Below are 20,960 nucleotides of genomic sequence, written 5' to 3' on the forward strand. Positions count from 1 at the left end.
GCTCTAAGGCCTGTCAACCTGGTAATATTACTGGATAAGTGCGAGTCTCAAAACATGTTTTCCCAGATGGGTTTCGATGAAAACCACCGAAGATAATTCTTGATAGTGGCCCTGCTATTTAGTTAGCAGCGGCTCTTGTTGCTCATTAATATCCCTTTTGAAGGGGAAGACTGCCGCCGGCCGTTTGACCGGCGGCATAATTGGTGCACCAAGAATTTACTTGGCTAGTGTTTACTTTCTGCGGCGAATGCCGAAACCAACGAGACCTACAAGTCCACTCATCATAGCGAGCATGCTGCCCGGCTCAGGAACATCAGGTATACCCTGAGTCAATGTCCAATTGTCGCCACTCTGGAATTTTGAACCAAATGTCGAAGTAGCCCAGCTAGACTCCGTAGTTGCGAACTTGCCTGAATCAAGCGCTTCTGCCTTGACTTTACCATCAACTACCGTCTGGATACCCTTATAGAGATACCATGTTCCACCAGCAAGCTTGCTTGCTGTAGTGGTCGAGAAGAACCTCAGATAAATGTCGCCTGTATAGCCACCACGACCGACAACTGTGCCGTACCAAGCCACCGGTGATGTGGTGAACTTCAGTGTATGACCAAGAGTTCCATTGACTGGATCATTGTTCGAGAACACTGCGTAGGTGGCCTCTGCACTGACTGCTGCTCCAAGTGGAGTAAAAGCTGCCGTTGCCTCAGATCCTCCAAGTGAGCCGGCAACGCTAGAAGCACCGCCAGTTGCATTTGCGCCCTGCGCCCTAATAAGGTAAGCATTAGCGCTTGCAGCAAACACCATCACCATCATTGCAACGATTGCCAAAACCATAATTTTTTTCATTGTTTCACCTCCTCCTCTCCAATTAGAAGATGCGACTGATATTATGCGATTGTCGCGTATCCCTGTGCTCAACAACTGTTTCCCCCTTTCTAGCTCATCTGAACTCTGCGGAATTCTCACTCACTTGCATATGTTGCAAATTTCGTGCCAATTCGGCTAACTCAGCGGTGCACCACAAGGGGAATTAGAGCACAAGCCTTAAAACCAGTATTTTGACGAGTCGCGATAGGTTAAAATGCCTCCCAGGCGTCTGTCGTAAGGCTTGGGGTCCGCGCCGTGTAGATGCGGGCGGGGAATCCATCCTTCCTTTCACATAAGCACTGCTGCGGCCTCTTCTTAACGAGAAGCTCTATACTAAACAGTGTTAACATAGTGCTGTGTTGGCAGTTTATCATCGGAATGCCGGGTTGTCAACCCTTGTTAGATAAATCAGGTAATTATACCTAATTGCACTTGACCCAACCCAAAAGAGGATTGGAAACAACCAACACTTACAAATGTAATGTATCACCAGATTGCTGAGCTGTCAACGGGTATTTTGGACTTTTTTGTATTACCTTCATCATGGACACCTTGACGATTAATGTCTGCTTGCATTACGCGATTGCGCATGCAAGTATGCGTGGAAACGGAAGGATAATGAGGGGCGTATATATAACTTGTAGGCAAAAGCATTATGATCAGGATTAGCTGAATGAACTCTAAACTACTTGCTCGTCTTGTGGCGGCGCTTGTTTTAATTGCGCTTATGAGCGCCGTCATCACCGGATGCGAAAAAAAGCAGCCCGCTAATGTCACGACTATTCGTTTTAGCTGCTGGGGGAACGATGTAGAGGAAGTAAACATCAGGACCCTGGTCGCCGAATTCGAAAAAAGACACCCCAACATCAAGGTCGATCTGGAGGTTATGCCCTGGGCGCGCGTGTTCGATAAGCTTATGATATCCAGCGCCGGGGGAAGGCCGCCGGACGTGACACGCGTCAGCTCCGAGTGGTCCGCGCCGCTGCAAGCAAAGGGGCTCCTGGAGCCGCTTGAGCCATACGTGAAGCGCGACCACTACGATTTGAACGACTTTTACCCGAAGACGATCGAAGGCTGGGGAAGATACAAGGGAATCTTATACGAAATCCCCACGGATATAGAAGTATTCTGCCTTTATTATAATAAGGATATGTTTGACAAGTATCATGTCCCTTATCCCGACGCGTCATGGGACTGGAAAAAATATGTTGAGGTCTCAAAGAAATTCTGCAAGGACTTCAACGGAGACGGCCAATTGGACCAGTGGGGCACCACGACCGATTATCGCTGGCAGAACTACGTATATGCCAACGGAGGAAGAATACTCAGCCCCGACCGCAAGACGTGTATTCTGGATCAGAAGGCGGCATACGAAGGTCTTCAGTTTATGGCCGACCTTATACATAAGTATCATGTAGCGCCCAATGCCGAGGAAGCCGCTAATCTCGGGACAAGCAAGCTTTTCACCACCGGGAAAATTGCTACGTATATTGCCGGGCCATGCACGCCTGCGCTCGTATTCAAGAAAGAGATCAAAACATTCAAATACGATGTTGCTGTGCTGCCGAAGGGTCCGCAGGTGAGAGTGGCATCCGTCTGCGGCGCGGCCTATGGAATGCTCGCCCGATCCAAGCACAAAAATGAAGCCTGGGAACTGGTTAAGTGGATGACCGGCAAAGAATATCAGAAAGCTCAAGCTCTGCAGTCGCAGATCATCCCGAGCAGGCAATCGGTAGCGGAATCGGGCGCATATTTGTATCAGAAGAGCGAACCCAAGAACAAAAGAGCATTTATCGAGATGATCAGTTATGGTCAAACCATACCAAGGGTGTCTTGCGGGCCGGAAATGGATCAAATTATCCAAAACGAGCTGGACCTTGTTCGACTCGGCAGAAAGTCGGCTAGAGATGCCTGCGCTAAGATAAAGCCAACAATAGACCAGTTGCTCAGGCACAGTGATTGATAAGCGAGTGAATATGCAAAAAAGAAAAAAAACAAGGCTCCAGCGAAGAGAGGCACTAGAAGGATATCTCTGTATTTCCCCGTGGATCATTGGCTTTATCTGCCTCACCCTCGGGCCGGTGATCTTTTCACTTATAATGAGTCTATGCAGGTGGGACATGATCAATCCGCCAAAGATGATCGGCCTGGCAAACTATGCCACCATATTTGCAGACGATGACCGGTTCCGGCAATCACTAAAGGTGACCATAATCTACGCGATCTGCGCTGTGCCCCTTGGCGTGGCATGTTCGCTGGCTTTGGCAATGCTGCTCAATCTCAAGGTCAAGGGGATGCAGTTTTTCAGATCGATATTCTACATTCCTGCTATTCTGCCTGGAGCGGCGGTCGCTATGGTCTGGCAGATGGTTCTGAGGCCGCAGTCCGACGGCATCTTTAACGCAATCATCGGCAGCGTCGCTCACCTGCTGCATATGTCTTTTGTCCCGATCCCATGGCTCACCAGCCCGGACTGGGTTCTCAGATCATTTGTAATAATGAGCCTTTGGAGCGTGGGTGGAGGTATGATCATCTACCTCGCCGGGCTGCAGAGTGTGCCTACTCAGCTTTATGAGGCTGCCGAGATCGACGGAGCAGGTAGTTGGCAAAAGTTTCGCAATGTGACACTGCCTATGATCTCACCCACTTTATTTTTTAACCTGATCATGGGAATAATCGGCAGTTTTCAGGTATTCACCAGTTCATTTATTATGACCGGAGGCGGCCCGGCTAACGCGTCGCTGTTTTATGTTTTATATCTCTACCTAAAGGCGTTCAAATATTTGCAAATGGGCTACGCTTGCGCGCTGGCATGGATATTATTTGCGGTAATATTGGCGCTGACTCTGTTTGTTATGAGCACCTCACGCAGGTGGGTTTATTATGAGGCGGAATTGAAAAGATGAGCAAGACTGCTAGGCCGGGCACGGCTAATAAAAAAATGTGGATGTCCATAGCTTACGCGGCCCTTATATTAGGCTCGATTGTCTCTCTCGTGCCATTCCTTTGGATGCTGGGAACATCGTTTAAGGACCCGGCCAACGTATTTTTGGACCCGCCGCAGATATGGCCGAAACCATGGCTTTGGAGCAATTACAGCAAAGCATTCTCAAAGATGCCGTTTGCTCTATATACATTTAATACAGTCAGGATAACGGCAATATGTATGATCGGCCAGATGCTCTCATGCTCACTGGTAGCGTTTGGTTTTGCGAGAATGCGATTTCCTGGGCGAAACGTGCTGTTTGTGGTGCTGCTGGCGACAATGATGCTGCCTGCGCAGGTCACTATGATACCTGTCTTTAAGATATTCGCCACACTCGGCTGGTATGACACGATCTTGCCGCTTACGGTGCCGTCCTTTTTCGGCTCGGCGTTCTTTATATTTCTGCTTAGGCAGTATTATATGACCGTGCCGCATGAGATGGACGAGGCTGCTCGTATGGACGGCGCAAACACATGGCAGGTATACTTCAAAGTGCTTCTGCCACAAGTGAAGCCGGCGCTTGCCACAGTGGCGATTTTCTCATTTATGAGTCACTGGAATGATTTTCTCGGGCCGCTTATTTATCTCTCCAGCCCCGCCAAGCGAACCCTTGCACTTGGTCTTTACGCTTTCCAGGGACAATATTCGACTGACTGGAACTATCTGATGGCTGCCTCGGCTGTAGTTATGCTGCCTCTATTGATACTCTTCTTTGTGGGGCAGAAATACTTTATTCAGGGTGTTGTTATATCAGGGGTAAAGGGCTAAAGGGTCAGGATTCGGAAATCCTGACCCAGGATAGTTAAGGCTTTGGGCATCTGGCTTTGATTGCGGCCTTGATAATTTCCACTGCATCATCGTTTGTGAACTCGTCCATAAATATCGTTAGATCGTAGTGCACAGATTCGACTTTCTCTCTACCGAACGCTTTTATCAGAAAATGCTCGCGGTCCTTGTCGGACTGCCTTATCTTAGCTTCGGCCTGCTCGCGGGTAAGGTCCTCATAGGTCATCATGTTCGCGATCCGGCGGTCATATGAGGCGTCGATTCGAATATTGAGCGCTTTCGGCAGCAAAAAATTCGCGCCCCGGCCAAGGATAACGGCATTTCCAAGTTTGGCGATTGCCAGCACTGCATGAGCGAGGTGCTTGACGTATATAAATCCGCCCGCCTCACCATCGCCCAGAGCTGCGCGGGTCAGAAGCTCGATCTCAGACATGGTGTGCTCATCAAACTCTTCGACCACCCTACGCGAAACTGAGGCGTCTTGAGCCATTGCATCAAGCAGTTCTTTGTCCCAAAGGCTCCAGCCGAGATCATGCGCAAGTTTGCCCGCTATTATTCTGGCTCCGCTGCCCATGCCCCGAGAGATTGTGATTACCGGATGATGGCATTGCGCGCCAGACTCCTGCATTCTGCGGCGAGCAAGCTCTGATCTGCTGACTTGCTGACTTACCAGTTCTTCGATGTATTTCGGCATCTTACTCCCCTGCCTTTCGATACAAGCGGCGATTAACCTCTATGTACTACTTCCATATATTCTCGTTTGACCCTCTGTTATGAACATCGGATTTTGCGCAATTCTTCTATCTGCCCCAGACATTGAGCTTAATATCATTTGCCTGCTCGACTGCTATATTTCTGATTATGACAGTCTTTTGCTCACCCGGAAGAACGTCGAAGTAATTGTCCGAGGGACGAGCCTGAGGCGGCAGATTAGAGACGGCAATATTGCGCGCAAAGGAATCAACGGATATAACCAGCTCATGAGTTGTCTCTGAGAGCTGCTCCCTGTGGACCAGGAGCTTCGGCAGCGGAAAGTTAATTTGAGACCATGGACGCGCAAAATACACGTCGCGCGCAATTATGTCTTCGCTGACTTCGAGCATGGCAACTAGGCATTGCTTAGCGGCATCAGTGAAAATCTTATCAAGCAGGTCACTCTGCCAGACTACAGCCGACGAGTTGGCCTCAATCTTCACCGGCACTTCCCATGTATCCAGCCCGCATGCATCAAATGTCATTACGCCAAGTTTCAAGTTGCCGTCTATCCCGTGCAATCTGTCATCAGTGGTCACGTATATTTGGACTCGATCATCTACTTGCCTAAACGATATGATCACACTCTCAAATGCCCGCTTGACGTAATAATACGCCGGTTTGGGGCGCAGATAGCTATCGACAAGGCTATTACTGATCTCCGGACGAGAATCATTAAAAACACCCAGGAGAGCGGAAGTGCTTTCCGATTTCTCGCGCCTGCGGCACTCAATATCTGCCTTTAACATTTCGCCCTGAAGAATGCCCGCGTACGCAGTAAACTGCTCGGGACTCTTGAACTCACCCATCTTTTGCCTTGTAAGCTCGATCATGTCTGTCGAGGAGCCGTGATATATCATAGTCTCGCTGTCCGGCGGGAAAAGCTGGTCTTCCGGGATGAACTTGCGCAGGGAATCCATTTCCGGCGGGCCGGAAACCTGGATATTATCGACAAAGGTTAAGTTTGATATGACTGGCCGGGCATGGTCGAATTTGCTGAGAACTTTTTGATTGGCGGCATTTTCATCGCAAACCCATGCCACAACTGACGGATGGTTGCGCAGAGATTTCAGAACGACTTTTATATCTTCGCCTTTATCAGCCGAAGGCAGGCTCTGGCAGATCATAATGCCCGTCTCATCGCATGCCTGATAAAACGCCGAACCCTCCATTTCATTATCGCCAATCATAAGCAGGTTGATATTCGCGTCTTTTGCAAGCAAGGCAAGCTCACGATAGCACTCGCCCGATGAATGCGTCACGTTTGTCCAATCCGCCCCCTTGGCAAACACCTTTTCGCCGTTTGCCAGCAGGGTCGGGAACTGCCCACCGCCAGGCCCGACAAAGCTAATATCGCGCACACCAAATGTGGTCTGGGTAACATCCTGCACCTCACCATCACAGGCAATGCCAACCATACAATTATAAAGGGATGCCTCACCCATTCCGTTAGGCCACCAAGGCTCCGGCTCTTCTATACGAATCACAGCCTCGATAACCCCGCCAAAGGGCGATATGTAGTCATCGACCTCTATATTCTCGCGGTTTTCCCCTTTGGAGACTACAACTGAGGCCGCAACATGAACATCCTCCTGAGTGTGGTTTGCTACTTCAATATAAATCCAGGCATTTGCCCGGCAGCCTTCGATCTCTGTCTCGATGTGGATGTTATCAATAGAGACAAGATCGCAGGAGACAAGCCTTATATCACGGCATATTCCCGTGCCGGGCTCAAAGAGGATTTCTATAGTGTTATTACCGACTTTTATGGCGTCTGTGACATCCAGTTTGCGCGGGATTAACCCGCCCTGGGCCTGCCCGACTTCATGGCCGTTGAGGGTGACTGCGGCGGGCGCGCTCAGGCCGTCAAACTCCAGATATGTTTGCCTTTGAAGAAAATCTTCATCCGCAATGAATTTGCGCCTGTATAACCAAAGCTTCTCGCCGACCCATCGGGTCTGCTCGGCGTTCATCCCGAAATGCGGTTCGGGAATCTTCCCTGCTTGCACTAAGTCTTCCTCTACCTCACCGGGAAGCTGAGCGATTATAGTATCTGAGCTCTTGTCACTTTGGCAAAGCTGCCAGGAGCCGTTTAGGGACAGAGTGTTTTTCATAGATTAGAAGATTTCCTTTGCCCTCCAGGTAGGATACCTGGAGGGATATGGTAATAAGAGATCACTATCTGTCAGGATATGGTGTTATACCCATTCAGATGAGCATTATAGGATATGGCTGGCATATACGTAACATACGTTAAAACTCAAAGTAGACCGGTGTTTGAGACGTCTTCGGATCGGATGCTACATCCATGACAGCCTTAGTAACCCGTGCGGATACTTTATCGTTAAACGCGCTTGGGATCACATAGTCGGACCGAAGTTCAGTCGGCTCTATAACCGACGCAATCGCCTTTGACGCGGCTGTGAGCATCTCGCGTGTGACTCGCTTTACACCGGAATCGAGCAGGCCCTTAAAAAGGCCCGGGAAGCACAGGACATTGTTGATCTGGTTGGGATAGTCCGAGCGGCCAGTCGCCACTACCGCCGCGAAATCTGCCACTTCCTCCGGAGGAACCTCAGGGACCGGGTTGGAGAGGGCGAATATTATCGGATCTTTGGCCATTACGCGCATGTCATCACCGCTGAGCAAATTAGGGCCCGAAAGACCCAGGAACAAATCTGCACCGGCGAGCACGTCCTTTAGTGATCCGCGCTTATTATCTTTATTTGTAACACGGGCAAGCCAAGCCTTGGACGGGACTTCCTCGCCCCTGCCCTCGTAGATAGCGCCTTTTCTATCGCAGACTATAATATCGCCTATCCCCAGGTCCATAAGCGCCCGGCTGCACGCGCACCCTGCAGCGCCAGCGCCGACCACAACAGCGTGCATATCGGCAGGGTTCTTTCCAGTCACCTTCACTGCATTTATGAACGCAGCGCCGACAACTACGGCTGTGCCGTGCTGGTCGTCGTGAAAGACGGGGATGTCTACAGCCTCGGTCACACGCCGCTCCACTTCAAAGCATCTGGGGGCGGCTATGTCCTCGAGATTGATGCCGCCGAAGGTCGCTGACACGGCGATTGCGGTTTGCACGAGGACCTCGGTATCTGTGGTGTCGACACACACAGGGAACGAGTTTACACCTCCGAACTCTTTGAAGAGCACTGCTTTGCCCTCCATAACCGGCAGTGAAGCCAGAGCGCCGATATTGCCCAGGCCGAGCACAGCGGAGCCGTCGGTTATTACGGCTACCGTATTGCGCCTTATAGTATAGTCACGAGCGGCTGAGCGATTTTTTGCTATCGCCTGGCAGACACGCGCGACCCCGGGCGTATATGCCATCGAGAGGTCTACATAGTCTTTGAGAGGCGACTTGGAGACAACATCGAGCTTGCCGCCCTCATGGAGCTTGAAAGTGCAGTCATAAACATCCTGCACCTCCACATCAGGGACTGATTTGACGGCATTAACTATACTTTCGGCGTGCTCGTCGCCGATAGTATCGATTACTATGTCGCGAACTATATGGGTGCGGTCTGACGACACGACGCTGATCGACCCAACGCTGCCGCCTGCCTGCGCAATAGCCGACGTCAATTCGGATAGCTTGCCGATGCTGTTGGGATATCTTAACCTTATGGATATGCTGTTTCCTGGACTTGGGGTCTTTTTCAATTCCTGCTCCTTCAAAATAGCTGAGGGCTGAGAGTGGAGAGCGAAGAGCCCGAAACCACTGCTGCCAATCCATACTCCGACAGCAGGACCTTAGAATCCTTCCGAACGCAGATTTGAGAGTTCTTCTGATCGAACGAAGTGAAGGAAGAATTCTTATAAATTCTTTCATGTATTTTGAGAAAGAATTCTTTAAATTCCTTATTACATGATCCGGGTCAAATATGACCCCCATGGAGACCATTTTTGACCCTCATGGCAGCTTTTACTGCAACTTTATAAAAGTGATAGGCTTACGTCCTCACCCAACCATTCTCACCCCGGAAGAAGCTACGATCCCTGACACCCATCACCTGTCAAGATTCCCTGTTCTTTGATACACATCTACAGTTGAGCCAAAAAATGACGATAATCCAACATGTAGGGAGCGTACCCGTAGCACTCCCTATAGTCACGTCGGCGGCAGTGCGCTGCCTATGTGAGTCTGTCTTGTCCGATAAGGACAGGCGTGCAAGGAAATTGGAGGTCGCGGCAAATAGTGCTAAACTCACTCTTTTCTAAAGAGACTACCGTTGGAATCGACATTGGCTCGAGCTGCATTAAAGCAGTGGAAATCGAGCCGACCGCACGCGGATGGGAACTGGCTAACGCAGCGGTCACGCCTACACCGGCTGATGCAGTCAAGGAAGGTGTTGTCGTCAACATTTTGGATGTTGCTCAGGAAGTGCGCAGCCTGCTCAAAGAAGCCGGCATACACGCCACTGGAGCCATCTGCGCTATCTCCGGTTCCCAAGTAATAGTGCGCCAGGTGCAATTTCCGAAGATGCCCGAAGCAATTCTTCGGAAGTCGATCAAATATGAGGCCAGCAAGCATATATCGTCATCAATGGAAGACAGTGTAGTCGAGTTCGAAATACTCTCGGACGTGCCCGATTCTAATGAGATGAATGTAATGCTGGTGGCTGCGCCGAGCGAGATGGTTGATTCTCGCGTCAAGGTTATGGAGTCCGCGGGACTCGAACCGCGGATGGTTGATATTGAAGCGTTTGCTCTCATCAGATCGCTCGTCGAGTTCAGCGCATCGGACGAATACCTCCACAAATCGGTTGCACTAATCGATATGGGCGCAAGCCACACAGATGTCAACATAGTCAGCAAAGGCGATTTCGCCCTTACCCGCAATATTCCGATAGCCGGCAACAGCTTCACCAATGCCATCAAGTCACTTACCGGCGCATCTTTTGATGACGCGGAGTGCATGAAGATAGAGATGGCAAAGGGATATCCGCTGGACCAGATAAGCGCAATGGATGATGAAAATCGGAACTGGAAGGTAGTACAGCCGCTGCTTGATGAGCTGATTCGAGAGATTCGGCGATCAATCCACTTTTATCAGTCACAGTTCCCGGAAGGCAGCGCCGACACGATGGTCGGCAAGATCGTCCTCACCGGCGGAACTGCCCGTATGCCGGGCATGGACGCTTATATGTCCGCAAAACTGAGCATACCCACGGTTATCTCAGAGGTGTTTAAGCAGACAGCCATAAGCACCAATCGAGTTCCTGAGAGTTTCATAAGCGAGCATGGCCCGATTCTTGCGGTAGGCACAGGACTCGCTTTGAAGGACCTGATTCCCGACGCCAAAAAGGCCGCAGCCTAAAGCCGGCAGCCAAATAATAAATATCAAATCTCAAATACTAAATACTAAATTGGAAAGGAGTACCTGATGCCTTCCATAAATATGATTGCTCCCAGACGCGCGGAAAAGCAGCGTTTGGAAAGAGACATGCGCAGACTGGTTCTTGTGATTTTGGCGGAGCTGATCATTGCCGTGGGTCTGGGCGGATGGGCCTGCACAAAGGCATATACCATGCGCATGAGCATCAACCGCCTGGACGCGCAAATTGCCAAGCTTCAACCGGTGGTCAAGGAGATCGAGCAATACGAAAGTGCAACCAAAGAATTGACCCCCAGGATGGACCTGCTCGCAAACGCGAAAGAGGGCACCATGCGCTGGTATAACTCGCTCGATAAACTAACTCAGAGTCTCGCGTCGTCGACCTATCTGACACGCATATCGACTGCGACAGATTCTTCGAGCAAGGACACTCAGTCAACTGTCAGCCTGGCTGGAATTTCCGGCAGCCAAGAACGTGTCGGCGAAACGATACTCCGACTGCAAACCATACCCGACTTTGAGAAAGTTGACCTCCACTTCACAAGAAAGATGACAAGCAACTCTCAGAACGGATTTGAGTTTGAGATCGGGGCGATTATGAAAGACGGTAAGTCGTCGAAAGGAGTGAGCAGCGATGGCGCAAGTAAGTCTTAGACCCAGTTCAAAAGGGGTTACGGCGCTCATAATCATCGCGGTTGTAATCTTCTTCGGCTGCGCCCTGGCATATCTTGCAGTTGCGGGAAAGCTTAGAAGCACGGCGGCAGAGATGCAGGCAAAGGGAAAGAAAGTGGCTCAGAGCAAGGAGATTGCACAGAAGCTTGAGGAATCGAAACTCGACTACCTGGACGCCAGAAGCCAAATTCGCTTTTTGGAGTCGTCGGTTACGACTTCCGCCTATGTCCCTACACTTCTCAAGCAGCTTGAATATCTCGGCAAGTCGGTCAATCTCAATGTGATCGGGGTCCGCCCTCAGATGCCCAAGGAACAACCGGGAGCAAGAAAGCTCTCGAGCGGCGCTCAAGCTGCTAACGGAAATGTTGAAGCTGCATCCGAACAAAAGACGCAGCCCGGCAGCCCGGTAGCGGCAAAACAGTCTGCTCCTTATGATGAACTCAATGTCGACATTGAGGTCGAGGGCAAATATATGAACGCGCTCGACTTCTTGTATAAACTCACCAGCTTCCCGAAGATCATCGCTGTCAAGAGCGTGCAGATGGATCCGGCCGGCAATGAGCAAGATATCAGTTCACCGATATTGAACATAAAAATGAGCATTACGGCGTATGTCCTAAAAGATGACGCTCCGGTTGTGGCGCCAAATATTCCGGCAGGCGCAGTCACCGGTAAAAATCCGAGCAGTGAAGGGAGGGGCGGCAATGAAGCTGGATAAGCAGCAAGTTCCTCAACTTATTGTGCTGGGAGTCCTTGTTTTGATTTGCATAGGCTATGTGTCATTTAAGGTGATGTCGCCGGGCACGAAGCCGCCGCCCGCACCGGTAAGCAAAGTCAATCATGACGCCGATAAAAATTCTGCGACGGGTGAAAGCGCTGATGCCCAGGTATCGGCTCTCCCGGAAGGGACATTTCCGAACCTGATGGTCACTCCACCAAGAAGAGACCCGTTTGCTCCGATTGCATCGCTGAACATTGAAAAAGTCACAGCAGCTAAACCTGTCGAAACAACCAGGCCTTCGACACCCAGGGTTCGCACAGTGTCTTACCCGGCAGTAAGAGTGCCGAAGATCGAAGCAAATCCGTTTAATCCGTTCAGGCAATCAAACACAAAACCGATTCATTCCGAACAGATCCAAGTTCAGGAACAAGAGCCGGAATTTGCGCTTACCGGCGTTATCCGCGGTGATCGCAACGTAGCCATAATCCGATCGGGAGAAAGCGGGCGTTATATCGTTAAGCAAGGCCAGCTCATCGATGGGCGCTACAAAGTTGAATCCGTCTCCGACGACTGCGCAACGCTGGTCTACAAAGGTCGTCGTATTCACGTGAAATTAGGAGGAGTCAAGAATGCGAGCTAAACTCATCGCCTTCGTGCTGGTCCTTGTCTGTCTGATCTCCAGCGCAGCCTTCGCAGACAAGGCGATAACCGGAATAAACGTAACAAACAAGCCGGACCGCGTAATCATCAGTGTCCAGGGCAACAGAGCCCTGAAAATGACACCCCTGGTATCGCCCAGCGGCAGATACGTCGGGTTCCAGTTCCCGTGCAAGCTTATTGCAAAGGGAGGACTCGTCGGAATCCGCTCGGGCAGAATCTATAACATCAGATATTCGAATTTCACCCCGAACCCGCCGGTGACACGCGTGGTTGCAAATACACGCAGTCATGTGCAGTATTCGACCTCTTGGTCTGATGACAAGAGCCGGGTTGAGATTACAATATGGAAGAACGGCGTGCCTAAAGCGGCAAGTGCCGCAATTACTAAAGGCACAACATGTTGTTCAGCTATTTCATCCTGCGTGAGCGTCTCCAGTGTAAAGTCCACGGCTGGAATCCGTGCCGACATGCCCATGCTATACGCCAGCGCAAGCACCAAGGCAATGCCCATTCCATCGGCCAGACCCGCCTTGCCCATTGCAAAAGTCCTGGGACTGACCGAAGTTGCAGCGACGCCCAGCGTATCGGTGTCGATACCCGTATCGGAAATACCGGAAGACTTTCGCCCGAGGTTTAGCGACGAGCCGAAGAAAGTAGCCCGCGCCGATACCGGCATGGGTCGGTCCGCTTCGGCTTCCGAAAGAAAGGTCTCGCTCAATTTCCTGGGAGCCGATATTAACGACGTGCTCAAGGCGCTTTCAGTGCAGAGCGGCCACAATATCGTAGCCAGCAAGGACGTAACCGGAAATGTCACCGTGAGCCTGTCGGACGTCAGCGTGGATTCCGCTCTCGATTATATTGCAAAGCTCAGTGGCTATTCTTACACGAGAGAGGGCGACACTTATCTTGTCGCTTCAAAGGATTCACTCAAGACTCTGACGCGCGGAGAGATCGGCGACCCGAAGACCGAAGTCATCAAACTCAGCTATGCAATGGCAGATGATGTAATTGACCTGGTGAAAAACAGATATCCCAATCTGCAGATCAGCAAGATCGGTGTCGAGCGGACAGCCAGAGTCGGATTATCGAACAATGCGGGCGACTCTTCCATAGCTTTGCGCAACAATCTGCTTGTTTTGACTGGAACGGAGAGTGAAGTTGAAGCAGCAAAGGACCTCATCGGGCGGTTCGAAGATACTCTGAAGATACAAGTGGTTGAGAGCAAGAGAGCTATCTATAGAGTCAAGCATGTCAGCGCCAAGGAACTGGCCAATACCATTGCCACTCTGATCCCCGGCATCGGGATTACGTTCGCTCCTACCGAGGGTTTCGACTTGGCCGGTCCCAAGAGCATAAAAGTAGACGAATCCGGCTCGGCAGTATCTCAAGATGATTCTAATAAGGTTCAAAAAGAACAGAATGCGTCCCAGTCGGCAAGCGACCAGATCGGCCTAATGGGCACTATCGGCAGCCAGGCGGGCACAAGCTCCAAAGTGGTCAGCATTGAAACACGCACCAGACCACTTGCAATTGTTATAACCGGACGAGAATCGGATGTGGAGAAGGCGTTGAGCCTGGCTAATGAGCTGGACGTAAAATCTCCTCAGATAAACATTGAGGCAAAGATCACCAGCATCAATAAAAACGGCGAAGAACAGCTCGGCTTAAAATGGGACTGGAGCGACATATCTTTCGTTGAAGACTTCAGCGCGCCTTTGGTAGTAAATGACCCGGTACTGGACACCGACGTCGCGATATCCGAGAACGTCAGTGTAAACAGGCCTCTAAAGCGCTGGTTCAGAAAGCCTTTTGATTTTACCGCGACACTTGATGCTCTGATTCAAAAAGGCAATGCCAAGGTTTTGGCTTCACCGAACCTTGTATGTATGGATGGAAAACCCGGCGTATTCTTTGTCGGCGACGAAGTGACATATGTCAGTTCCGTCAGCGCTTCCTCAAGCGGTGAAAAAACCTACCAGACGGATACAAAGCAGGCCGGTGTTCAGCTTCGCGTTGTGGGAAGTGTAAGCCCGGATGGATATATTACGCTTAACCTGCATCCCGAGGTCAGCACAATAACGCTTTCAACCGAAGGTGACGTGACTCTGCCGTTGGTTAACAGGCGTTTTACGGACCATGTTGTTCGCGTCAAGGACGGAGCGACCATAGTAATCGGCGGACTGATCAGGGACGATGACGTATACTCCATGAGCAAGGTGCCGCTGCTGGGTGATCTGCCGTTCTTTGGCAAGCTCTTCAGGCATAAAGAGACATCCAACGATCACACCGAAGTGGTAATGTTTATTACTGCTTCCACGATCAAGGATTAGCTATCCAGGGCGAGCGCTTATAGCTTCCGCCTGGTGCTGCCCCACCGGAAATATCCGGTGGGGCGGCGATGATAACACTTAACATAACGGCACTTTGACCGATAATTTAATTGAGACGCTGGCTCTTTTGCAGCTCTCATTTTTTTGACTATGAATTGATGGCATGCATCCTCGAAGCGTGCAAGAGACGCTTCGTGGAGTGTAGAGGATTGTATGCAGAAGACTGAAGCAATTGGCGAGATATTCTTGAAGCTGGGGATCGTCTCGAGGCAGCAGCTTGACCAGGCGCTGGAAAAGCAAAAGCTGCTCAAACGACAGGACTCCCTGGGCGATGTTCTTGTGAGTATGGGCCTGATCTCGGAAAAAGACCGGGTCAGGGCGCTTGGCGAACAATGGGGCGTGCCTTTCGTAGATGTTTCCGAGCTTGAGGTTGAGCCGACTATCGTAAAACTGGTGGCTCAGAACGTGGCGCGAAAGCTCAAAGTTCTGCCTATTGCCAAGAAAAACGGCAAGCTCACCCTGGCAATGAAGAACCCGCTGGATATCTTCGCCATTGATGAAATACGAATGATGACGGGCGCGGACGTGGAACCCGCGATTGCTCCTGAAGAGGATATCATAAACGCCATCGGACGGCTATATCGGTCCGGCGCAACCGCTTCAGAGCAGGTGAGCGATGTTATCAAGGAGTTTGACTCCGCCGATATAGATTTCACAGGCGGCGAGCACGCAGATGACGAAGAGGATATCTCCATCGAGCAACTCCGGGAGCTTTCGGAAGAGGCTCCGGTCATTAAGCTGGCCAATCTGATTATAAGTCGCGGCGTCAGCGAGGGAGCAAGCGACATTCATATCGAACCGGGCAAAGAAGCGGTTCGAGTGCGGCTTAGAGTCGACGGCATATTACACGAGGCAATGCAGGTGCCGAAGAAAGTTCAGGCATCGCTTACTTCAAGAGTAAAGATAATGGCCGAGATGGACATCGCGACCAAGCGCACCCCGCAGGACGGCAGAATATCGGCGGTTATCGACGGAAAGCAGTTCGATTTTCGTGTTTCAACATTGCCTTCGGTTTTCGGAGAAAAGATAGTTCTGAGAATCCTGGACAAGAGCTCGATCTCTATCGGGCTTCATAAGCTGGGACTCTTGCCGGAGACACTTGAAAGGTTCGAGAGCCTTATCTCAAGGACTTACGGAATCATACTGGTGACGGGACCAACCGGAAGCGGAAAGTCCACGACTTTATATTCAGTTCTATCAAAATTGAACTCGGGCGAGAAGAATATTCTGACAATCGAGGACCCTGTCGAATATGAAGTGGCGGGTATTACGCAGGTGCAGATAAATACGCGCGCCGGGCTGACATTTGCATCGGGTCTGAGAACAATGCTCAGGCAGGACCCAGATATAGCGATGATCGGTGAAATTCGAGACGCGGAAACGGCGACAATCGCGACAGAGGCGGCATTGACAGGCCACCTGGTACTCTCGACTCTGCACACAAACGATGCGCCGGGCGCGCTTACTCGAATGGTCGATATGGGAATTGAGCCTTTTCTTATCGCTTCGAGCGTGATCGGCGTGCTGGCTCAAAGGCTCGTGCGAGTGGTCTGCCCTAAATGCAAGGAACAATATCAGCCGCCGCGCGATGCTATTAAGAGGCTCGGGATAGATGTAGACGGCGACACGCGAGTGAGTTTTTACCGGGGCAAGGGATGCGATCACTGCCACGGCAATGGATACAAAGGCAGACTCGGAGTTTATGAGCTTATGCACGTCAACGACCGCATTCGAGACCTTGTGCTGCAGAAATCATCGGCGCACTTGATTCGTGAGGCAGCGGTCGAAACGGGAATGAAGAGCCTGCGAGATGACGCAATAGCGAAAATTTTACTGGGACAAACTACACTTGAGGAATGCCTGCGGGTTATCTATGCGGGATAGAAGCGAGACGTGGGAAATGGGAGATTGAACATGCAGCCGGACACAACATTTGATGATGTTATTGGGCAGCCGAACGAATCGACACTTATTCCTATAGAGGAAATGCACATCGACGATCTGCTGCGCAATGTAACTGAAAGGGGAGCATCGGACCTTCACTTGACAGTCGGCCTGCCGCCGATACTCCGCGTGGACGGTTCGCTTGTACGCACCAACTATCAGCCATTGGGGCCTAGCGACACACAGCGAATCGTATATGACATCCTTACAAATGAGCAGGTAGAGAAGTTTGAGCGCACAAAGGAACTCGACTTTTCCTATGGTGTGAAGGGCATAGGCAGGTTTCGTGTGAATGTCTACAGGCAGCGAGGAAGTGTTGGGGCAGCGTTGAGATCGATCCCGGATCAGATTCCCACATTCGAGCAGCTCGGACTTCCGCCGATCTTGAGGGAACTGACCAAGAAGCACAGCGGGTTGATTCTGGTTACAGGCCCGACCGGAAGCGGCAAATCGACCACCATCGCATGCATGATCGACACCATCAACAGTGAGAACCCGGTGCATATTATGACCATGGAGGACCCGATAGAGTATCTCCACCGGCACAAGAGAGGGATGGTCAACCAGCGCGAACTCGGTCAGGATACTGACGCATTCGGTAACGCACTGCGTGCCGTGCTGCGCGAAGACCCAGACGTGATCCTCATAGGAGAAATGCGCGACCTTGAGACCATTTCCGCCGCGCTGACACTTGCGGAGACAGGCCACCTTGTTTTCGGCACACTGCACACAAGGTGCGCGCCACAGACCATAGACCGTGTTGTCGACGTCTTTCCGCCGCACCAGCAGGACCAGATAAGGGTGCAGCTCTCCAACACTATCGAATCTGTCGTGGCGCAGCAGCTTTTGCCGCGGACCGGCGGAGGCAGATGTGCGGCCATCGAGATTATGGTTGCCACCAGCGCTATCAGAAACCTGATACGTGAAGGCAAGACCTATCAGATTTACAGCGCCCTGGAAACAGGCGCGCAGTTCGGTATGCAGACTATGGATAGACAGCTCTCCGATATGCATCGGATGGGCTATATATCCCAGGAAGAAGCGCTTTCACGCGCTATCGACAGAGAAAACCTGAAAAGATTGATCCAGGGAGGTTAAGCAAATATGTCAACCTTTGTCTATTCTGCTCTGGACCCGAGCGGTAAAACCGTCAAGGGAAAAGTGGATGCAGAGAGCGAACAGTTAGTGCTCTCCAAACTTCATGAACAGAGATATCATATACTTTCGATCAATGAAGAGAAGTCGCGCACAAAGACTGTGTCGAGCTCTACGATTCCGAAAGGAAAAGTCAAGCTCAATGACATGGTGATATTCAGCCGCCAGTTCGCGACTATGATCGACGCAGGTATAGCCATCGTCAGGTGTCTGGATATCCTGGAGGGTCAGACCAAGGACCCGGTCCTGAAACCCGTAATCGCACAGTGCAAAAAAGACGTCAAGGGCGGCTTGAGCCTTACAGACGCCTTCGGCAAGCACCCGAACGTGTTCTCGCGATTGTATGTGAACATGGTCAAGGCAGCGGAGACCGGCGGTATTCTTGACAAGATTCTCGAAAGGCTCTCGGGATTTCTTGAAAGCGAACAGGAGATACGCGGCAAGATCAAATCGGCTATGGTCTACCCGATATTGGTCTTGAGTTTCGCCGTGATCATGGTTATTGCGCTCTTTTTGTTCGTCCTGCCGAAGTTTAAGGAAATCTTCGACTCGATGGGTGTAGAGATGCCTGCTGCAACCAAGATGCTCTTTGCCCTGAGTGATATCGCGGTGAAGTTCTGGTATTTGGCGCCGATCCTGATTGTGGGCGGAGGATTTGCCTATAAGTGGTATAAGGGCACAGAAAGCGGCGCATGGCAGATCGACATGCTGAAGCTAAAGTTTCCGGTTATAGGCGAACTCGTGCAGAAAATGGCAATCTCGCGCTTCTCACGCACGTTCGCTACACTGATTGCCAGTGGTGTTCCGATGATGCGTTCACTGGAGATAGTGGGAGAGACATCGGGCAATCGTGTAATTGCACACACGATAGAAAGCGCCAGAAACGCGATCAGGGAAGGACAGAAGATCAGCACTCCGTTGGCGGTAAGCGGACTTTTCCCGGCAATGGTCACGCATATGATCGACATCGGAGAAGAGACCGGCAGACTCTCAGAGATGCTTGCCAAAGTTTCCGACTTTTACGATCAGGAGGTCGATAATGCCGTCAAGGGCCTGACCTCTATGATCGAGCCTTGTCTGATCGTTATGATGGGCGGCCTGGTCGGTTTTATCGCTATCTCTATCATGGCGCCTATATTCAAGCTGATCAGCTCGGTAAGTTAAGAAACGTGATGTGAGAATTGTAATAAATACTAAATATCAAATACTAAATCCTAAATCTAAAAAATCATCTTGTGAGGAAAAACATGCGGATGGGAAGCAGCCGAAAATTAAGCGAAGATGAAATCCAGGATCGCCTGACCCAATATGCGCAGAATCCGGATTCTAAAATAAGGGACGAGATAGTCCTTCAATATGCCAACCTGGTCGAAAGCATTGGCCGGAGGTTCATGGGCGCTTGCGAGCCTCTGGAAGACTTGGTCCAGGAAGGATATGTTGGGCTGATCACATCCGTTGATAAATATGACGGCGATAAGGGCGTCAAATTCTCTACATATGCGACTCACTTCATCGTCGGTCAGATCAAACACTACCTGCGCGATAAGGGTAAAATAATCAAAGAACCCGCATGGCTGCAGGAACTCAATCAGAAGATGACTCGCGTGATCGAATCGTTGAACCAGCAGCACAATCGGCAGCCCAATGAAAAAGAGATTGCCGAGATGATGCAGATGCCGGAAAGCACGGTGCGCGAGATGCTGACCACGCGTGAGGTGTTTAAGGTGACCTCGCTCGACGGTGAAAAAGACGAAGGCTCAGGCCCTAAAGAGGAAGAGAAGGTCTCGGACCAGAAGCTGGTCACGTTCCAACTTCCGCTGGAAGATAAGATCGTTTTGGAGTCCGCACTCGATCGGCTCAAGGATATCGAGCAGCAAGTGATTGCTGATCATTTCTATAAGGGACTTAATCAGACCGAAATAGCGAAAAAGCTGGACATAAGCTGCAACTACGTCTCGCACATTCTGCGCAACGGCACAAAGAAGCTTCGCAAGATCCTTGCGACCGACGAGATCCGAGACGCGCAAATGCAGCGCACGCATATATCCAAGCGTAAACCAGGTGAAAATACAGCCGATTCGATGAGCGTGATCGACTCCACCACAGGACTCTACAATCGCCAATATTTCCTGGAGAGACTCAACGAGGAGATCAGCCGGGCTTATCGCGACAACCATAAGCTCTCCATCCTGCTGCTGGATGTTCAGTTGCCTGATGATCTGGACCGGTGTGTGCGCATGGTCCGGATGGATGACTACCTGTACAACTTGGGGCAGGCTATGCGTGAACAAGTGCGCAAGATGGATCTTGTAGCCCGCTTTGGTGAGACCTCGTTCGCATTCCTGCTTCCGCACACGGCTACCCACGCGCAGCATGTGGCGGACAGAATCTCCGGGATCGTCGGATCTACCGGAATGGAATCCGGTCGAAAAGGCTCCAAAGTGATCGGCTCTGCTAACGTGGGAATAGCAAAATATCCGGCGGACGCATTCACTGCCGAGGACATGCTCGAAAAAGCATTGAAAAACATGGGCCTTACCCTGGGACAACTGACTGGCGAAAATAGACCTCAGCTAAAGAAAGCTGCATGAGTTTGACCCGAATGTAGCGCTGTGTTATAATCGCGTTAAGTTCGATGGGCTTGTTTTCAGCGCAGCGGAGCGGCGCATGTCGCGC

General features: G+C 50.9%; 16 protein-coding genes. 12 read left to right on the forward strand and 4 right to left on the reverse strand.

What is annotated here, in order from left to right; all coding sequences use genetic code 11:
• Positions 1 to 231: 231 nt before the first annotated feature.
• Positions 232 to 846 carry a PEP-CTERM sorting domain-containing protein gene (locus tag ABFD83_06750; GenBank protein ID MEN6356767.1) on the reverse strand — a complete coding sequence of 205 codons (615 nt, stop codon included), beginning with the start codon at positions 844 to 846 and terminating at the stop codon, positions 232 to 234.
• A gap of 694 nt (positions 847 to 1,540) precedes the next feature.
• Between ABFD83_06750 and ABFD83_06755 the strand changes: the two genes are divergently transcribed.
• From ABFD83_06755 to ABFD83_06765, 3 genes are all read left to right on the forward strand, one after another.
• Positions 1,541 to 2,830, forward strand: a complete 1,290-nt coding sequence (locus ABFD83_06755; GenBank protein ID MEN6356768.1) for a sugar ABC transporter substrate-binding protein — start codon at positions 1,541 to 1,543, stop codon at positions 2,828 to 2,830.
• A 157-nt stretch (positions 2,831 to 2,987) separates the two neighbouring features.
• The gene (locus ABFD83_06760) at positions 2,988 to 3,773 is read left to right on the forward strand and encodes a sugar ABC transporter permease (GenBank protein ID MEN6356769.1); all 786 of its coding nucleotides are present in this window, start codon (positions 2,988 to 2,990) and stop codon (positions 3,771 to 3,773) included.
• A complete protein-coding gene (locus ABFD83_06765) occupies positions 3,770 to 4,621 on the forward strand; it encodes a carbohydrate ABC transporter permease (GenBank protein ID MEN6356770.1) in 852 nt (283 codons plus the stop codon). The genes ABFD83_06760 and ABFD83_06765 overlap by 4 nt, the downstream gene beginning before the upstream one ends.
• Positions 4,622 to 4,655: 34 nt before the next feature.
• Here ABFD83_06765 and ABFD83_06770 read toward each other — a convergent pair whose 3' ends face one another.
• The 3 genes from ABFD83_06770 to ABFD83_06780 form a co-directional block, all read right to left on the reverse strand.
• Positions 4,656 to 5,333 (reverse strand): cytidylate kinase-like family protein, encoded by a 678-nt coding sequence (locus ABFD83_06770; GenBank protein MEN6356771.1) that lies wholly within the window; start codon positions 5,331 to 5,333, stop codon positions 4,656 to 4,658.
• Positions 5,334 to 5,439: 106 nt separating this feature from the next.
• A complete protein-coding gene (locus tag ABFD83_06775; GenBank protein ID MEN6356772.1) occupies positions 5,440 to 7,506 on the reverse strand; it encodes a sugar-binding domain-containing protein in 2,067 nt (688 codons plus the stop codon).
• Between the two features lie 139 nt (positions 7,507 to 7,645).
• Positions 7,646 to 9,067 (reverse strand): NAD-dependent malic enzyme, encoded by a 1,422-nt coding sequence (locus ABFD83_06780; GenBank protein MEN6356773.1) that lies wholly within the window; start codon positions 9,065 to 9,067, stop codon positions 7,646 to 7,648.
• Between the two features lie 535 nt (positions 9,068 to 9,602).
• Between ABFD83_06780 and pilM the strand changes: the two genes are divergently transcribed.
• The 9 genes from pilM to ABFD83_06825 all read left to right on the forward strand — a co-directional run bounded on the left by pilM (position 9,603) and on the right by ABFD83_06825 (position 20,875).
• Positions 9,603 to 10,724, forward strand: a complete 1,122-nt coding sequence (gene pilM, locus ABFD83_06785) for a type IV pilus assembly protein PilM (protein ID MEN6356774.1) — start codon at positions 9,603 to 9,605, stop codon at positions 10,722 to 10,724.
• Positions 10,725 to 10,790: 66 nt separating this feature from the next.
• On the forward strand, positions 10,791 to 11,396 hold the full coding sequence (locus ABFD83_06790; GenBank protein MEN6356775.1) for a PilN domain-containing protein: 606 nt from the start codon (positions 10,791 to 10,793) through the stop codon (positions 11,394 to 11,396).
• Positions 11,377 to 12,132, forward strand: coding sequence for a type 4a pilus biogenesis protein PilO (gene pilO / locus ABFD83_06795; protein MEN6356776.1), 756 nt, complete (start codon positions 11,377 to 11,379; stop codon positions 12,130 to 12,132). Before ABFD83_06790 ends, pilO begins: the two co-directional genes overlap by 20 nt.
• A complete protein-coding gene (locus ABFD83_06800; protein ID MEN6356777.1) occupies positions 12,119 to 12,775 on the forward strand; it encodes a hypothetical protein in 657 nt (218 codons plus the stop codon). Before pilO ends, ABFD83_06800 begins: the two co-directional genes overlap by 14 nt.
• The gene (locus ABFD83_06805; protein ID MEN6356778.1) at positions 12,765 to 15,125 is read left to right on the forward strand and encodes a secretin and TonB N-terminal domain-containing protein; all 2,361 of its coding nucleotides are present in this window, start codon (positions 12,765 to 12,767) and stop codon (positions 15,123 to 15,125) included. Before ABFD83_06800 ends, ABFD83_06805 begins: the two co-directional genes overlap by 11 nt.
• Positions 15,126 to 15,338: 213 nt before the next feature.
• Positions 15,339 to 17,069, forward strand: a complete 1,731-nt coding sequence (gene gspE, locus ABFD83_06810) for a type II secretion system ATPase GspE (protein MEN6356779.1) — start codon at positions 15,339 to 15,341, stop codon at positions 17,067 to 17,069.
• A 102-nt stretch (positions 17,070 to 17,171) separates the two neighbouring features.
• Positions 17,172 to 18,227: a type IV pilus twitching motility protein PilT gene (locus tag ABFD83_06815; GenBank protein MEN6356780.1), complete on the forward strand. Its 1,056-nt coding sequence runs from the start codon at positions 17,172 to 17,174 to the stop codon at positions 18,225 to 18,227.
• Between the two features lie 6 nt (positions 18,228 to 18,233).
• On the forward strand, positions 18,234 to 19,448 hold the full coding sequence (locus ABFD83_06820) for a type II secretion system F family protein (protein ID MEN6356781.1): 1,215 nt from the start codon (positions 18,234 to 18,236) through the stop codon (positions 19,446 to 19,448).
• Positions 19,449 to 19,531: 83 nt separating this feature from the next.
• On the forward strand, positions 19,532 to 20,875 hold the full coding sequence (locus ABFD83_06825) for a sigma-70 family RNA polymerase sigma factor (GenBank protein ID MEN6356782.1): 1,344 nt from the start codon (positions 19,532 to 19,534) through the stop codon (positions 20,873 to 20,875).
• Positions 20,876 to 20,960: the final 85 nt, after the last annotated feature.

Source organism: Armatimonadota bacterium (assembly GCA_039679645.1).
Lineage (GTDB): Bacteria > Armatimonadota > UBA5829 > UBA5829 > UBA5829 > UBA5829.

Coding starts and splice junctions, on each gene's coding strand:
- ABFD83_06750 (MEN6356767.1), bottom strand. CDS start 846: ATGAAAAAAATTATGGTTTTGGCAATCGTTGCAATGATGGTGATGGTG.
- ABFD83_06825 (MEN6356782.1), top strand. CDS start 19,532: ATGCGGATGGGAAGCAGCCGAAAATTAAGCGAAGATGAAATCCAGGAT.
- ABFD83_06800 (MEN6356777.1), top strand. CDS start 12,119: ATGAAGCTGGATAAGCAGCAAGTTCCTCAACTTATTGTGCTGGGAGTC.
- ABFD83_06770 (MEN6356771.1), bottom strand. CDS start 5,333: ATGCCGAAATACATCGAAGAACTGGTAAGTCAGCAAGTCAGCAGATCA.
- ABFD83_06760 (MEN6356769.1), top strand. CDS start 2,988: ATGATCAATCCGCCAAAGATGATCGGCCTGGCAAACTATGCCACCATA.
- ABFD83_06805 (MEN6356778.1), top strand. CDS start 12,765: ATGCGAGCTAAACTCATCGCCTTCGTGCTGGTCCTTGTCTGTCTGATC.
- ABFD83_06755 (MEN6356768.1), top strand. CDS start 1,541: ATGAACTCTAAACTACTTGCTCGTCTTGTGGCGGCGCTTGTTTTAATT.
- ABFD83_06820 (MEN6356781.1), top strand. CDS start 18,234: ATGTCAACCTTTGTCTATTCTGCTCTGGACCCGAGCGGTAAAACCGTC.
- ABFD83_06790 (MEN6356775.1), top strand. CDS start 10,791: ATGCCTTCCATAAATATGATTGCTCCCAGACGCGCGGAAAAGCAGCGT.
- ABFD83_06775 (MEN6356772.1), bottom strand. CDS start 7,506: ATGAAAAACACTCTGTCCCTAAACGGCTCCTGGCAGCTTTGCCAAAGT.
- ABFD83_06815 (MEN6356780.1), top strand. CDS start 17,172: ATGCACATCGACGATCTGCTGCGCAATGTAACTGAAAGGGGAGCATCG.
- gspE (MEN6356779.1), top strand. CDS start 15,339: ATGCAGAAGACTGAAGCAATTGGCGAGATATTCTTGAAGCTGGGGATC.
- pilO (MEN6356776.1), top strand. CDS start 11,377: ATGGCGCAAGTAAGTCTTAGACCCAGTTCAAAAGGGGTTACGGCGCTC.
- ABFD83_06765 (MEN6356770.1), top strand. CDS start 3,770: ATGAGCAAGACTGCTAGGCCGGGCACGGCTAATAAAAAAATGTGGATG.